The organism is Mycobacterium pseudoshottsii JCM 15466, assembly GCF_003584745.1.
Lineage (GTDB): Bacteria > Actinomycetota > Actinomycetes > Mycobacteriales > Mycobacteriaceae > Mycobacterium > Mycobacterium marinum.
This window is the reverse complement of record NZ_AP018410.1, coordinates 13,610-28,877: the sequence shown is the minus strand read 5'-3', so window position 1 is coordinate 28,877 and position 15,268 is coordinate 13,610. Positions and strand designations below refer to the sequence as shown.

14 protein-coding genes and 1 tRNA gene are annotated in these 15,268 nt (G+C 66.1%); 10 read left to right on the top strand and 5 right to left on the bottom strand.

The window, feature by feature from the left end:
* The first annotated feature begins 26 nt into the window (after positions 1-26).
* Complete coding sequence (locus MPSD_RS00135; RefSeq protein ID WP_020785446.1) at positions 27-827, top strand: SDR family NAD(P)-dependent oxidoreductase; 801 nt, start codon at positions 27-29, stop codon at positions 825-827.
* A gap of 224 nt (positions 828-1,051) precedes the next feature.
* On the opposite strand, the gene MPSD_RS00130 is transcribed toward MPSD_RS00135, so the two are convergent.
* Positions 1,052-1,687: a uracil-DNA glycosylase gene (locus MPSD_RS00130; protein ID WP_020785447.1), complete on the bottom strand. Its 636-nt coding sequence runs from the start codon at positions 1,685-1,687 to the stop codon at positions 1,052-1,054.
* A gap of 253 nt (positions 1,688-1,940) precedes the next feature.
* Positions 1,941-2,023, bottom strand: a tRNA-Leu gene (locus MPSD_RS00125).
* Between the two features lie 294 nt (positions 2,024-2,317).
* On the opposite strand from MPSD_RS00125, the gene MPSD_RS00120 reads away from it, so the two are divergent.
* The 7 genes from MPSD_RS00120 to pknB all read left to right on the top strand — a co-directional run bounded on the left by MPSD_RS00120 (position 2,318) and on the right by pknB (position 12,225).
* Positions 2,318-3,958, top strand: a complete 1,641-nt coding sequence (locus MPSD_RS00120; protein ID WP_015353897.1) for a DUF3662 and FHA domain-containing protein — start codon at positions 2,318-2,320, stop codon at positions 3,956-3,958.
* Between the two features lie 133 nt (positions 3,959-4,091).
* Positions 4,092-4,559: an FHA domain-containing protein FhaB/FipA gene (locus MPSD_RS00115; protein ID WP_015353896.1), complete on the top strand. Its 468-nt coding sequence runs from the start codon at positions 4,092-4,094 to the stop codon at positions 4,557-4,559.
* Positions 4,556-6,115, top strand: a complete 1,560-nt coding sequence (locus MPSD_RS00110; protein WP_015353895.1) for a PP2C family protein-serine/threonine phosphatase — start codon at positions 4,556-4,558, stop codon at positions 6,113-6,115. The genes MPSD_RS00115 and MPSD_RS00110 overlap by 4 nt, the downstream gene beginning before the upstream one ends.
* Entirely contained in the window at positions 6,112-7,521 is a 1,410-nt protein-coding gene (locus MPSD_RS00105) for an FtsW/RodA/SpoVE family cell cycle protein (RefSeq protein ID WP_086085123.1), read from the top strand. Before MPSD_RS00110 ends, MPSD_RS00105 begins: the two co-directional genes overlap by 4 nt.
* Positions 7,518-8,993, top strand: a complete 1,476-nt coding sequence (gene pbpA, locus MPSD_RS00100) for a D,D-transpeptidase PbpA (protein WP_015353894.1) — start codon at positions 7,518-7,520, stop codon at positions 8,991-8,993. Before MPSD_RS00105 ends, pbpA begins: the two co-directional genes overlap by 4 nt.
* A complete protein-coding gene (locus MPSD_RS00095) occupies positions 8,990-10,348 on the top strand; it encodes a serine/threonine-protein kinase (RefSeq protein WP_015353893.1) in 1,359 nt (452 codons plus the stop codon). Before pbpA ends, MPSD_RS00095 begins: the two co-directional genes overlap by 4 nt.
* Positions 10,345-12,225: a Stk1 family PASTA domain-containing Ser/Thr kinase gene (gene pknB, locus MPSD_RS00090; RefSeq protein WP_020785451.1), complete on the top strand. Its 1,881-nt coding sequence runs from the start codon at positions 10,345-10,347 to the stop codon at positions 12,223-12,225. Before MPSD_RS00095 ends, pknB begins: the two co-directional genes overlap by 4 nt.
* Here the strand turns inward: pknB and MPSD_RS00085 are convergent.
* A complete protein-coding gene (locus MPSD_RS00085) occupies positions 12,203-12,889 on the bottom strand; it encodes an aminodeoxychorismate/anthranilate synthase component II (RefSeq protein WP_015353891.1) in 687 nt (228 codons plus the stop codon). The two genes, pknB and MPSD_RS00085, sit on opposite strands and share 23 nt — an antisense overlap.
* Positions 12,890-12,926: 37 nt before the next feature.
* Positions 12,927-13,670 (bottom strand): DUF881 domain-containing protein, encoded by a 744-nt coding sequence (locus tag MPSD_RS00080; protein ID WP_020785452.1) that lies wholly within the window; start codon positions 13,668-13,670, stop codon positions 12,927-12,929.
* A 128-nt stretch (positions 13,671-13,798) separates the two neighbouring features.
* Between MPSD_RS00080 and crgA the strand changes: the two genes are divergently transcribed.
* Together crgA and MPSD_RS00070 are read left to right on the top strand one after the other, a co-directional pair.
* On the top strand, positions 13,799-14,080 hold the full coding sequence (crgA, locus tag MPSD_RS00075) for a cell division protein CrgA (protein WP_011738418.1): 282 nt from the start codon (positions 13,799-13,801) through the stop codon (positions 14,078-14,080).
* 155 nt (positions 14,081-14,235) lie between these two features.
* Complete coding sequence (locus MPSD_RS00070) at positions 14,236-14,661, top strand: PH domain-containing protein (protein WP_015353889.1); 426 nt, start codon at positions 14,236-14,238, stop codon at positions 14,659-14,661.
* 10 nt (positions 14,662-14,671) lie between these two features.
* On the opposite strand, the gene MPSD_RS00065 is transcribed toward MPSD_RS00070, so the two are convergent.
* Positions 14,672-15,220 (bottom strand): peptidylprolyl isomerase, encoded by a 549-nt coding sequence (locus MPSD_RS00065; protein WP_086085124.1) that lies wholly within the window; start codon positions 15,218-15,220, stop codon positions 14,672-14,674.
* Between the last annotated feature and the right edge of the window lie 48 nt (positions 15,221-15,268).

The following is a 15,268-nucleotide window of genomic DNA, read 5'->3' as shown; positions in this document are numbered from 1 at the left end:
GTAGCCACCGGCCGCTAGTCTGCTGAGTGGCCGTCATCGGCAAACGAAGGGCCTACAAAGTGCGCGTCGAGTCAGCAACGTTTTTGATTGTCGGCGGCTCATCCGGAATCGGTCGCAGCGTCGCGGAGCGGGCTGCGCGCCGGGGCGCCACTGTGGCGGTGACGGCCCGACGTACCGACCGGCTGGCCAGCCTCGCCGCGACCATCGCGGAGATGGGTGGCAGCTGTTCGATCCACCCGGCCGATGCCACCGATCCGGTTGCCGCACAGTCGGTTGTCGCCGACGTACTAGAGCGCCACGGCAAGATCGACGTGGTGTTGCTCAATGCCGGCGGCGCTCCTGCCCTTGATCTGACCCGGCTTGACGCTGCTGACATCACAAGCGTCATGGACGCCAACTACGACGTCGCGGTCAACTACCTCGTTCCGGTGTTGCGGCATATGGCTGAGCGCGGGACGGGCGTGATCGCACACACCAACTCGTTGGCCGGTTGGTACGCCGTACCGCTGCAGGGGCCTTACTCGGCGGCGAAGGCCGCATTGAGGGTGCTGTTCGACGCCTATCGGATTGAGTATGCCGGCAGCGGTGTGCGATTTGTGTCGATCTATCCGGGATTCGTTGCCACGGAGGCCACCGAGGGCGACGGAATGCCCGCACCCGGCGAAATCTCTGAACAGGAAGCTGCAGAGCACGTTCTACGCGCACTATCTTCTGGCCGAGAGTCCTTTTCGTTCCCGCGTGCCATGAGCACACTTGTCGGGCTGGGTCGGTTGCTTCCGACAACGCTGCGCCGCAAAGTGATCAAGAAGGTCGTCACCTCGGCGTAAGGACCGCGACCGCAGTCGTTGGAATCGAGCTGGCTCGGTTTGCGACAACCGGTCTTGGACACACCGCACCCGGATGTCTTTCTTTCCGACAGGATCTGCTCACCCCCAGGCGATTTCAGCTCTCCGGAACCCGCGGTATGCACCACGCCGGGCGGCACGGGACACCGCGCGAGAGGACCGGATAGCCGTCGAGAAACTGCACGTCTGCCGACGCCACGTCACGCCTAGCCCGTCGCTTCCTCGCCTTCGCGGTCGAAGCCCCACCGGATCGCCGCGGACAGGTTCGACACGTAGTTGGCTTCCAGATTGTCGTCGTGCTGGCGTTGTATCCAGGACGGGTGCTTCACGTGGAAAATGTACGGAACACCCTTGGGGAGTCGCCCGCGCGGAATCTCAAAGAGCTCCTCGCAAATCCGCGCGCTCGGATAGAAGAACGTCAGCACCCGTTCCGCATCGCGACCTAAGGCAACCACCAGCCGCGGCCGGACGATCTCGAGTTCGCGGTGCAGATACGGCGAGCAATTGACAATCTCATGCTGATGCGACGAGCGGTTCTTCGGCGGGTGGCAGTGCACCGCGTTGCTGATGAAGACATCCTCTTTTTCCGGACCCGCGCGCTGGATGCTCTCGTCGATCAGCTCGCCGCTGCCACCGGTGAACGGGACCTGGCTCTCCATGCACTTCTCGCACAGGCTCTGCCCGATCAGCGCGACCGGTGAGCTCACGCAGCCGTAGCCGGGCGCCGACATGGTGGCGGGCGCGATGTTCATGCCCTCGCAGCGCCGGCAGCCCGCGATCTCAGCGTCGAGAGCGATCTTGCGCAGCCGTCGCGAGGCAGATGAGTCATAGTCCTCGGTCACGCTCGGACCCACGGTTGGAGTGTAGATACTTCCGGGGGCACGCCCCGCCTAATTGAGCCGCGGCGAGCAACAACGTCCAGCCGGGCCGCTCGGGCAGGCAAGTCGCATACCCCGCAACGGCTGAAAAAGCGGATCCGACGACGACAGTCCCCACCCATGGACGCCCGCCGCAGCCACGCCCACAAACCACAAAGGTCACGTCCTCTTTCGAGGCCGTGACCTTTGTGTCTACGGTTCATAGAACCGCTCGCTGTGGGCGAAGGGGGACTTGAACCCCCACGTCCCGAAGGACACTGGCACCTGAAGCCAGCGCGTCTGCCATTCCGCCACTCGCCCAAACGACCGGAGGACCATATCACTTTAGTAGGCCCGAACCCCAACCGCTGCCAGCGGGGTGGGGCCGGGGGTCGGCCCCGGGAACCCCCGCCGAGCCGCAGTTCGACCCCAGCGGCCCTGGTACACGGACCAACTTCTGGGTCTCTGAAGTGTCTCGATGTGATTCTCAGGGTTCTCACGGTGCCCCAGGGTCACGGTGTCCCGATAGCATGGTCTGTTGACCACGACCCGCGGGTGAGCCGTTTGCCTTGCGCCAACGATGGACCACAACACAGTGAGGCGAGCACTGAAGAGATGGGTAGCCAGAAAGGGCTAGTTCAGCGCATCGAGCGCAAACTCGAGTCGACGGTGGGGGACGCATTTGCCCGGATGTTCGGCGGATCGATCGTCCCGCAAGAGGTCGAAGCCCTGTTGCGACGGGAAGCGGCCGACGGCGTGCGCTCCCTGCCGGGAAATCGCCTTTTGGCCCCCAACGAATACATCATTACCCTCAGTGTGCACGACGCTGAGGAATTGGGCGCCGATCCACACCTCACGTCGAGCGAATTTGCTCGGTACTTGGCAGACTACATCCATGAACAGGGGTGGCAAACTTATGGTGATGTGGTCGTCCGGTTCGAGCAGTCATCGAGCCTGCATACTGGCCAGTTCCGCGCCCGCGGGGCTGTTAACCCCGACGTCGAGCCCCGCCCGACAGTCAACGATTCCGCCCAGCCACAATCGAACGATGCGTTTGGCGCAGAACCAGGAGTACCACCAATGACTGACAACTCGAGCTACCGCGGCGGTCAGGGGCAGGGGCGGCCCGACGAGTACTACGACGAGCGTTACGCCCGTCCGCAAGAAGACCCGCGCGGCGGTCCGCACGGCGGACCCGACCCACGTGGTGGATACCCGCCGGAGGCCGGGGGTTACCCGCCTCAGCCCGGGTACCCGCCGCCACGCCCGCAAGACCAGGGCGGCTACCCGGAACAGGGCGGCTACCCCGAGCAGGGCGGCTACCCCGACCAGCGCGGCTACCAAGACCAGCGCGGCTACCCCGACCAGCGCGGCTACCAGGACCAGGGCGGTTACCCCGACCAGCGCGGTTACCCCGAGCAGGGTGGCTACCCGCCGTCATATGAGCAGCGTCCGCCCGCGCCCGGAGGTTACGGCGCCCAGGGCTACGACCAGGGTTACCGCCAGGGTGGCGGCTACGGCCAGCCGCCCGGCGGTCAGCCCGGATACGGGGGCTACGGCGAATACGGCCGCGAGCCCGCACGCCAGGACGAGGGCGCCTATTCAGCGCCCGCGGCTCCGTCGGCACCCCCTGAGGCGCAGCGCCCGGGCTACCCCGACCAGGGTGGCGGCTACGACCAGGGCTACCAGCAGGTCGGCGCCGGGTACGGCCGGCCCGAGTATGGCCAGGGCGACTACACCCAATACGCCGACACGTCCTCCCCGGGCGGCTACCCGCCGCAGGGCGCCGGATACGCCGACCCGGCCGGTCGCGACTACGAGTACGGCCAAGCGGCGGCCCCCGACTACGGTCAGGCGCCGCCCGACTACGGCCAGGCCCCATCCGACTACGGTCAGGCGCCGCCCGAGTACGGCCAGCCAGCCGGCGGCGGTTACGGCGGTTACGGACAGAGCGGCTACGGGGCTACCGGATCTTCGGTGATCCTGCAGCTCGACGATGGCAGCGGACGCACGTACCAGCTCCGCGACGGGTCCAACATCATCGGCCGCGGGCAGGACGCGCAGTTCCGGTTGCCCGACACCGGGGTGTCACGTCGCCATCTGGAGATCCGCTGGGATGGACAGGTTGCGCTGCTGGCGGACCTGAACTCGACGAACGGCACCACCGTCAACAACGCGCCCGTGCAGGAGTGGCAGTTGGCCGACGGCGATGTGATTCGCTTGGGCCATTCCGAGATAATCGTCCGCATCCACTGACCCTCTGGGCTCACAGCTGCCGTGCTTTACTCCGCACCGACCGCCGTCCAAGTATCGTGACCTTGCTGATGTGCTCGGCACCGGCGTGGGGTGGGCAGTGCCAGGACCGATGCCAGGACGGAAAGGACGCCAGATGCAGGGGTTAGTACTGCAACTGACGCGTGCCGGTTTTTTGATGCTGCTGTGGCTTTTCATCTGGTCGGTGTTGCGGATCCTGCGGACCGATATCTACGCACCGACCGGTGCCGTCATGGTGCGCCGCGGTCTGGCGTTGCGCGGGACGCTCTTACCGTCGCGGCGGCGCGGGCAGTCGGCACGCTATCTCGTAGTGACCGAGGGGGCGCTGACCGGCGCCCGCATAACTTTGAGTGGACAGCCGGTATTGATTGGACGCGCGGACGACTCGACCCTGGTGTTGACTGACGACTACGCCTCGACGCGCCACGCCAGGCTTTCCCAACGAGGATCGGAGTGGTACGTCGAGGACTTAGGATCGACCAACGGTACTTACCTTGACAGGGCGAAGGTGACGACTGCGGTACGAGTTCCCATGGGAACGCCGGTGCGAATCGGCAAGACGGCAATCGAGTTGCGCCCGTGACCCTAGTCTTGCGCTACGCCGCCCGCAGTGATCGCGGCCTGGTACGCGCCAATAACGAGGACTCCGTGTACGCCGGGGCACGCCTGTTGGCGCTGGCCGACGGCATGGGCGGCCACGCCGCCGGGGAAGTGGCATCCCAGTTGGTCATCGCCGCGCTGGCACATCTGGACGACGATGAGCCCGGCGGCGACCTGCTGGCCAAGCTGGATGCCGCGGTGCGCTCCGGCAACTCGGCTATCGCCGCCCAAGTCGAGATGGAACCCGAGCTCGAAGGCATGGGGACCACACTCACCGCGATCCTGTTTGCCGGTAACCGACTGGGGCTGGTGCACATCGGTGACTCCCGCGGCTACCTGCTGCGCGACGGTGAGCTGACCCAGATCACCAAGGACGACACGTTTGTCCAGACGCTGGTGGACGAGGGGCGGATCACCGCGGAGGAGGCGCACAGCCACCCGCAGCGTTCGCTGATCATGCGTGCGCTGACCGGTCATGAGGTCGAGCCGACGTTGACCATGCGAGAAGCTCGCGCCGGCGACCGCTATCTGCTGTGCTCGGACGGCCTGTCGGATCCGGTGAGCGACGAAACCATCCATGAAGCGCTGCAGATTCCCGACGTCGCCGAAAGCGCCTACCGTCTCATCGAGCTGGCCCTGCGCGGGGGCGGTCCCGACAACGTCACGGTCGTGGTGGCCGACGTCGTCGACTACGAATACGGACAAACCCAGCCGATCCTGGCCGGCGCGGTCTCCGGTGATGACGACCAGCTGACCCTGCCCAACACCGCCGCAGGACGGGCTTCGGCGATAACCGCCCGCAAAGAGGCGGTCAAGCGGGTTCCGCCGCAAGTCGAGACCGTTCACCGGCCTCGCTGGTCATGGCGACGGATGGCACTGGTCGCCACGCTGGTGGTGCTGCTGGTGGTGGCGGGCCTGTTCATCAGCCGTGCGGTGATCCGCAACAACTATTACGTCGCCGAATTCAACGGCACCGTATCGATCATGCGGGGCATTCAGGGGTCGTTTCTGGGCATGTCCCTGCACGAGCCGTATCTCATGGGCTGTCTGAACGCACGCAACGAGCTGTCCCAAATCAGCTATCAGCAATCCGGCGAGCATCTCGACTGCAATCTGATGAAGTTGGACGACCTGCGCCCACCCGAACGCGCACAGGTGCAGGCCGGCCTTCCCGCCGGCTCGCTCGACAACGCGATCGGGCAGTTGCGCGAGTTGGCCGCCAACTCGCTGCTGCCACCCTGCCCCGCGCCGCGCGCCACCTCGCCGCCGGAATCATCTGCCCCGAGCACCGCCAGCGAGACACCCGGACAGCCCAGCGTCACCTCCTCACCAGCGTCGACGACCACCCCGACTCCCTCGGCCAGCACCACGCCGACCACGACTTCCGGAAGTACGGCAGCTACCAGCACCCCGCCCGCGGGTACCTCGCCGGCGGCCCCGACGTCACCTACTCCGACGTCGACGACGAGTTCGCCGAACGTGACCGCACTCCCGCCACCCCCACCGCAGCCGGGCATTGACTGCCGGGCGGTGGCATGACGACCCAGCTGCAGCCACCGGTAACGGTGACGCCCCCGTTGCCGACCCGACGAAATGCCGAACTGCTGCTGTTGTGCTTCGCCGCGGTGATCACCATCGCTGCGCTATTCATCGTGGAAGCCAATCAAGACCGGGCCATCCATTGGGACCTAGCCAGCTACGGGCTGGCCTTCCTCACCCTGTTCGGCTTCGCGCACCTGGCGATCAGACGCTTCGCGCCGTTCACCGATCCGCTGCTGCTGCCGGTGGTGGCGCTGCTCAACGGACTGGGCCTGGTGATGATCCACCGGCTCGACCTCGTCGACAAGCAGATCGGCCACCGCGCACATCCCAGCGCAAACCAACAGATGCTGTGGACTCTGGTCGGGGTGGCGTCGTTTGCGCTGGTGGTGACGTTTCTCAAGGACCATCGCCAGCTGGCGCGCTATGGCTACACCTGTGGTCTGGCGGGTCTGGTGTTGCTGGCGATCCCCGCGGTACTGCCCGCGGCCTTGTCTGAGGAAAACGGCTCCAAGATCTGGATTCGGTTGCCCGGCTTCTCCATCCAGCCCGCCGAGTTCTCCAAGATTCTGCTGCTGATCTTCTTTTCGGCGGTGTTGGTGGCCAAGCGCGGACTGTTCACCAGCGCCGGCAAGCACCTGATGGGCATGACCCTGCCGCGCCCGCGCGACCTCGCGCCGCTGCTGGCGGCCTGGGTGGCCTCGGTCGGTGTGATGGTCTTCGAAAAGGACCTCGGCACCTCGCTGCTGTTGTACGCGTCATTCCTGGTGGTGCTTTACCTGGCCACGCAACGGTTCAGTTGGGTCATCATCGGGCTGACGCTGTTCACCGCCGGAAGCGTGGTCGCCTACTTCGTTTTCCACCATGTCCGCGTCCGGGTGCAGAACTGGCTCGACCCGTTCGCCGATCCCGACGGCACCGGCTACCAAATGGTGCAAGCCCTGTTCAGCTTCGCGACCGGCGGCATCTTCGGTACCGGTCTGGGCAACGGACAGCCCGACACCGTGCCCGCGGCGTCGACCGACTTCATCATCGCCGCGTTCGGGGAAGAGCTCGGGCTGGTGGGGCTGGCCGCCATCTTGATGCTCTACACCATCGTCATCATCCGCGGACTACGTACGGCGATCGCCACCCGCGACAGCTTCGGCAAGCTCTTGGCCGCCGGTCTGGCATCAACGCTGGCCATCCAGCTGTTCATCGTCGTCGGCGGCGTCACCAAGCTCATCCCGCTGACCGGGTTGACCACACCATGGATGTCCTACGGCGGGTCGTCGCTGCTGGCCAACTACGTGCTGCTGGCCATCCTGGCGCGAATCTCCCACGGTGCCCCACGACCATTGCGCACCCGCCCTCGAAATACGTCGTCCATCGCGGCGGCCGGCACAGAGGTGATCGAGCGGGTATGAACGCCTCTCTGCGCCGAATCTCGGTGACCGTGATGGCGTTGATCGTGCTACTACTGCTCAACGCCACGATGACCCAGGTCTTCACCGCCGACGGGTTACGAGCCGATCCCCGCAACCAGCGGGTGCTCCTCGACGAGTACTCCCGCCAGCGCGGCCAGATCACCGCCGGCGGCCAGCTGCTGGCCTACTCGGTGGCCACCGACAGCCGGTTCCGTTTCCTGCGGGTTTATCCCAACCCAGAGGTGTACGCGCCGGTGACGGGCTTCTACTCGCTGCGCTATTCCAGCACCGGCCTGGAGCGCGCCGAGGATCCGCTCCTCAACGGATCCGACCAGCGCCTGTTCGGTCGCCGGCTGGCCGACTTCTTCACCGGCCGCGACCCCCGTGGCGGCAACGTCGACACCACGATCAACCCGCGCATCCAGCAGGCCGGGTGGGACGCCATGCAGCAGGGCTGCGGCGGGCCCTGCAAGGGCGCCGTCGTCGCGCTGGAACCGTCGACCGGCAAGATCTTGGCGCTGGTCTCTTCGCCGTCGTATGACCCCAACCTGCTGGCGTCGCACGATCCGGAGGCACAGGCCGAAGCCTGGAAGGATTTGCGCGACGATCCCAGCTCCCCGCTGACCAATCGGGCAATTTCGGAAACGTATCCGCCCGGCTCGACCTTCAAGGTGATCACCACCGCCGCCGCATTGCAGGCCGGGGCCACCGAGAACGACCAGCTGACCGCCGCCGCCAACATTCCGCTGCCCGACAGCACGGCGACCCTGGAGAACTACGGCGGTGCCCCGTGTGGCAGTGGGCAGACCGTGTCGCTTCGCGAGGCGTTCGCCAAGTCCTGCAACACCGCGTTTGTGCAGTTGGGCATCTCGACCGGCGCGGCGGCTCTGCGCAGCATGGCACATGCCTTCGGGCTGGACACCCCACCGAGCGCGGTACCCCTGCAGGTGGCCGAGTCCACGGTCGGACCCATCCCGGACGCCGCCGCACTGGGCATGTCGAGCATCGGACAAAAGGACGTCGCGCTCACACCGCTGCAAAACGCGCAGATTGCCGCGACCATCGCCAACGGCGGCGTCGTGATGCGGCCCTACCTGGTCGACAGCCTCAAAGGGCCCGACCTGGCCAATATCAGCACCACCGCACCACATCAGCAGCGCCGCGCGGTGTCACCGCAGGTCGCCGCTAAGCTAACAGAGCTGATGGTCGGCGCCGAGCAAGTCGCACAGCAGAAAGGGGCCATCCCCGGCGTGCAGATCGCATCCAAGACGGGTACCGCAGAGCACGGCACCGATCCCCGTCATACCCCACCTCACGCGTGGTATATCGCGTTTGCCCCCGCACAGGCTCCCAAAGTTGCTGTCGCGGTGCTGGTGGAAAATGGGGCCGATCGCCTTTCTGCGACCGGCGGCGCGCTCGCGGCCCCGATCGGGCGGGCCGTGATCGAGGCCGCGCTTCAGGGGGAACCATGAGCCCAAGAGTTGGTATGACGCTGTCTGGCAGGTATCGCCTGCAGCGGCTCATCGCCACCGGTGGCATGGGCCAGGTCTGGGAGGCGGTCGACAGCCGGTTGGGCCGGCGCGTCGCGGTCAAGGTCCTCAAACAGGAATTCTCGTCGGACCCCGAGTTCATCGAGCGGTTCCGCGCCGAGGCACGCACCACCGCAATGCTCAACCATCCCGGCATCGCCGCCGTGCACGACTACGGCGAAAGCCAGATGAACGGTGAGGGCCGCACCGCCTACCTGGTGATGGAGCTGGTCAACGGCGAACCGCTGAACTCCGTGCTCAAACGCACCGGGCGGCTATCGCTGCGGCACGCGCTGGACATGCTCGAGCAGACCGGGCGGGCTCTGCAGGTCGCCCACGCGGCCGGCCTGGTGCACCGCGACGTCAAGCCGGGCAACATCCTGATCACCCCCACCGGGCAGGTCAAGATCACCGACTTCGGTATCGCCAAGGCCGTCGATGCGGCACCGGTGACCCAGACCGGCATGGTGATGGGCACCGCCCAGTACATCGCGCCCGAGCAGGCGCTCGGCCAGGATGCCAGCCCGTCCAGCGACGTCTACTCGTTGGGAGTGGTTGGCTACGAAGCGGTTTCGGGTAAACGTCCGTTCACCGGCGACGGAGCTCTGACGGTGGCGATGAAGCACATCAAAGAGCCGCCGCCGCCGCTGCCGGCCGAACTCCCGCCGAATGTGCGCGAGCTGATCGAGATCACGCTGGTCAAGAACCCCGGCCTGCGGTACCGCAGTGGGGGACCCTTCGCCGACGCCGTCGCCGCGGTGCGCGCCGGCCGGCGCCCGCCCCGACCCAGCCAGTCACCGCCCGCCGGCCGGGCTGCCCCGGCAGCCATCCCGTCGAGCGCACCGGCGCGGATCGCGCCCGCGCCCACCACCCGGACGACCACGCCGCGCCGAACCCGGCCCGCGACGGGCGGACACCGGCCGCCACCGGCCCGGCGTACCTTCTCCTCGGGCCAGCGCGCGTTGCTGTGGGCCGCCGGGGTGTTGGGCGCACTGGCGATCATCATCGCGGTGCTCATCGTCATCAATTCGCGGGCCGACAGCCAGCAACAGTCACCGCCGCCGACCGTCACCCAGACCACAACGGCTCACCAAACGCCGACCGGTCAGGGGCCGCGCCTTAATTGGACGGATGGTCAATCAATAGGGAATCCTGGACTGCAAAGTAACCAGCCTGACCTGGTCGACGATGCGGGCCGAAATCGCCCGATAGGGAACCGGGACAGCGCAACCAGCTGGAATGTCACGGTGACGCCGCAGCATCGTGCGGCGCTGGCCCGATTTGAGATGCAGCGATGACCACCCCTCAGCACCTGTCCGACCGCTACGAACTGGGCGACATCCTCGGTTTCGGAGGTATGTCGGAGGTACACCTCGCCCGCGACCTGCGGCTACACCGCGACGTCGCGGTCAAGGTGCTGCGCGCTGACCTGGCTCGCGATCCCAGCTTCTATCTGCGCTTCCGGCGGGAGGCGCAAAACGCCGCCGCGCTCAATCACCCGGCGATTGTCGCGGTGTATGACACCGGCGAAGCCGAGACGCCGTCCGGACCGTTGCCCTACATCGTCATGGAGTACGTGAACGGGGTCACCCTGCGTGACATCGTGCACACCGACGGCCCGATGGCCCCGACGCGCGCCATCGAGATCATCGCGGACGCGTGCCACGCACTGAACTTCAGCCATCAAAACGGCATCATTCACCGCGACGTCAAGCCGGCAAACATCATGATCAGCACCACCAATGCGGTCAAGGTGATGGACTTCGGCATCGCGCGCGCGATCGCCGACAGCGGCAACAGCGTCACCCAGACCGCGGCGGTCATCGGCACCGCGCAGTACCTGTCGCCCGAGCAGGCCCGCGGCGATTCGGTCGACGCACGATCTGACGTCTACTCGTTGGGATGCGTGCTCTACGAGATCCTGACCGGCGAGCCACCGTTCACCGGCGATTCCCCGGTCGCGGTCGCCTACCAGCATGTTCGGGAAGACCCCATCCCGCCGTCGGAACGCCACGAAGGGATCTCCGCCGAGCTGGATGCGGTGGTGCTCAAGGCCCTGGCCAAGAACCCGGACAACCGCTACCAGACCGCCGCGGAGATGCGCGCCGACCTGGTGCGGGTACACAACGGCGAAGCGCCCGAGGCACCTAAAGTGCTGACCGGCGCCGAGCGGCGCTCCCTGACGGCGTCCTCGCCGTCCAGCCCGGCCGCGCCACGCACCGACCCGCTGCCTCGCCAGACACTCGATGACACCGACCGGGACCGCAGCACGCCCTCGGTCGGCCGCTGGGTGGCCGTGGTGGCCGTGCTGGCCGTACTGACGATCGTCGTCACCATCGCCATCAACACGTTCGGCGGCAACACCCGCAACGTGCAAGTTCCCAATGTGCGGGGCCAAGCATCGGCGGATGCCATCGCTGCGCTGCAAAACCGTGGCTTCAAGACCCGCACCCTGCTCAAGCCGGACTCGACGATCCCACCCGACCACGTCATCGGTACCGACCCGGCCGCCAACGCCTCGGTGTCGGCCGGCGACCAGATCACCATCAACGTCTCCACCGGTCCCGAGCAGCGCGAGCTCCCCGACGTCTCCTCGATGACCTACGCCGAGGCCGTCAAGAAGCTGACCGCGGCGGGATTCGGCAGGTTCAAAGAGGCCAAGTCGCCCTCGACCCCCGAGCTGATGGGCAAGGTCATCGGAACCAACCCGCCGGCCAACCAGACGTCGGCGATCACCAACGTCATCACGATCATCGTCGGCTCTGGCCCCGCGACCAAGCAGATTCCCGACGTCGCGGGCCAAAGTGTTGAGGAAGCCGAACAGAACCTCAACGTTTACGGGTTCACCAAGTTCAGTCAGGCATCGGTGGATAGCCCCAAGCCTGCCGGCAGCGTCATCGCCACCAATCCGCCGGCGGGCACCACGGTGCCGATCGATTCGGTGATCGAGCTACAGGTGTCCAAGGGCAATCAGTTCGTCATGCCCGACCTGTCCGGCATGTTCTGGACCGACGCCGAGCCGCGGTTGCGCGCGCTGGGCTGGACGGGATCACTGGACAAGGGGCCCGACGTGGACGCCGGCGGTTCCCAGCACAACCGGGTCGTGTATCAGAATCCGCCCGCCGGTGCCGGGGTGAACCGCGACGGCATTGTCACGCTGAAGTTCGGTCAGTAGTTCCGGCCTCCACCGGCAGGTGCGGTCGGATCGCGCTGGCGACCTCGTTTTCCAAACGTCGCACCAGCGTGTCGTCGCGCGCCCATCCGCAGTAGGCCAGCCAGTTGGCCAGCATCCGGTGCCCGCCCTCGGTCAGGATCGACTCGGGGTGGAACTGGACACCGTGAATCGGCAGCTCGGTGTGGCGAACTCCCATGATCACTCCGCTGCGGGTGTGCGCCGTGGCTTCCAGCTCGGCCGGCAGCGAGTCCGGCAGGATGGTCAGCGAGTGATAGCGGGTTGCCGTGAACGGGTCCGGAAGTCCTTGTAGGACGCCAACATTTGTGTGATAGACGCTGCTGGTCTTACCGTGCAGCAGCTCGGGCGCCCGATCGACGGTCGCCCCGAAGGCAACCCCGATGGCCTGGTGGCCCAGGCATACCCCCAACAGTGGCGTGCGCGCCGCCGCACACGCCCGGACCAAACTCACCGATGCACCGGCTCGTTCCGGAGTGCCCGGGCCCGGGCTGAGCAGCACCCCATCGAATTGCGCCGCGATGGCGGCCTCGTCGCAGAGCCGCGGGTCGTCGTTTCGCCACACCTCGGCCCGCACACCCAACTGGCCCAGGTACTGGACCAGGTTGAACACGAAGCTGTCGTAGTTGTCGACGACCAGGATGGGCATCGTGACAGGTTACCGTCCGGCCCGAGTTCTGGTCGGCTCAGTAGCCCACCGGACCGAGCGGCTGCGCGTAGTGCATCCGGCCCGGTTCGGAGTACCCGGCGACATTCACATCGGATTTGGCTTCCTCGCGGTAGCCCAAACCGAAGCGCACCACATACTGCTTGTAGAGGACCACCAGTGGTGCCGCCTCGAGCGCCGCTTGCATCGCGGCCGCATCACCGATCGCGGTAATGATGTAGGGCGGGCTGTAGGTGCGACCGTTGAGCAACAGGGTGTTGCCGACGCAGCGAACCACCGAGTTGGCGATGATGCGCTGGTCCTGCATCTGAATCGCCTCGGCGCCGGCACTCCACATCGCGTTGAGAACGGCGTCGATGTCTTGTTGGTGCACCACCAGGTCATCGGGGGAGGCGTCGCGCAGGAAGCGGCCGTTGGCGTCGCGCTGCGCGTCGTTGAGCGTGACCACCAGGCCCGGGCCGTGCGCCGGATCCATATCGGCCTCGCTGGCCAAGTCGCGGGCTCGGCGCAGCATCGCCGTCAGGGCGGCATCAGAGGACCGCAGGTGGTTCGCGTCGATCCGCGCGGTGAGGGCATCGCGCTCAGCGCTGAGGCGGTTGACCGACGACTGCGACTGACGGACCAGGTCCACCAGTCGTGGTGCATCGCTGCGGCGGATTTCCGCGCCGCCGGAGACCCCGTGGGTGGCGGCCAGCAGCAGACCGGCCAGTAGGCACACCAGCGGAACGCCGAAGCGCCACGGCGAGCGGCGCTCATCGGTCATGCCGCCTCCATTTCCTGGTCACAGGGCCGGTTGGGTTAGTCTCGTGGCAAAGCTATGCCTAATGCTGCAACCGTAATCGTTGCAGTCCTGTCCCGCTCATTGTGTTGTTGAGGTATTTCGAGGTACCAATGCCCAAGTCGAAGGTCCGTAAGAAGAACGACTTCACCGTCAAGCCGGTGAGCCGCACCCCAGTGAAGGTGAAGGTCGGCCCTTCCAGCGTCTGGTTCGTCGCGTTGTTCATCGGTTTGATGCTCATCGGCCTGGTCTGGTTGATGGTGTTCCAGTTGGCTGCCGTCGGTAGTCAAGCTCCCGCGGCGCTCAATTGGATGGCTCAGCTGGGTCCGTGGAACTACGCGATCGCGTTCGCTTTCATGATCACCGGATTGTTGCTCACGATGCGCTGGCACTGACCCATACCACACCCGTAATGAATTCATTACTGGGTAGGTGGGTTACCGCGCCAGCAACTCTTTTGTAGTTCAATCACACGCGTGTGATTTATCCCCACTGTTGATAGCGTCTGTGGATAACCGTATCCCCCGTGGTCGGAGGGCTGAAGTAGCGCATGCAGCAAACACAATGGTCGCCGCGGACGGCGGGAATCGCTGGTTGTGCGCTCGCTGGCGTTTTGATGGCTACCGCCGCTGTGACCGTCGTCACAGACCCGCCTGGGCGCATTCTGGCAGGCGTTGCCGCACTGGGTCTGATCTTGTTTGCGGGCGGATCGTGGCGCGCGCGGCCAAAGCTGGCAATCACGCGTGAGGGCCTAGCGATCCGCGGCTGGCTTCGGACTCAGCTGCTGCGCCCCGCCAGCATCAAGATCATCCGGATCAACGAATTCCGTCGCCATGCGCGCACGGTCCGTTTGCTCGAGATCGAGGGGGACAACGACGCCATGTTCGTCTTGTCGCGGTGGGATCTCGGTACCGATCCGCTCGACGTACTCGACGCGCTCACCGCGGCCGGCTATGCCGGCCGCGGCAAACGTTGAGCTGAAGGTGTCAGGAAATAGTGATCGACTCGATCACGACCGGTTCGGTGGGCCGGTCGCTGCCGTCGGTGGAGGTCGTCGCGATCGCCTCCACCACACCCTGTGAGTCCGGGTCGCTCACCTCGCCGAAGATCGTGTGGCGCCGATTCAGGTGCGGCGTCGGGCCGACGGTGATGAAGAACTGCGAGCCGTTGGTGCCCGGCCCGGCGTTGGCCATCGCCAGCAGGTAGGGCTTGTCGAATTGCAGCGCCGGGTGGAACTCGTCAGCGAACTTGTAGCCCGGTCCGCCGCGGCCGGTGCCGGTGGGGTCGCCGCCCTGGATCATGAAGCCCCGGATCACCCGGTGAAAGACAGCGCCATCGTAGAACGGGCCGGAGGTGCTACCGGATGCGTTCTGGGTCGAATATTCCTTGGTGCCCTGCGCAAGGCCGACAAAGTTGGCAACGGTCTTGGGAGCGTGGTTCCCGAAGAGGGCGACCTTGATATCCCCGCGGTTGGTGCGCAGCGTGGCGGTTGCAGTCTGAATTGGGCTGTTAGTCACGGAATCACAGTCTGCCATTACAGACGGGCCCGGCCGCAGCCGGTGTCATTCCGACTCGTGGGAAGC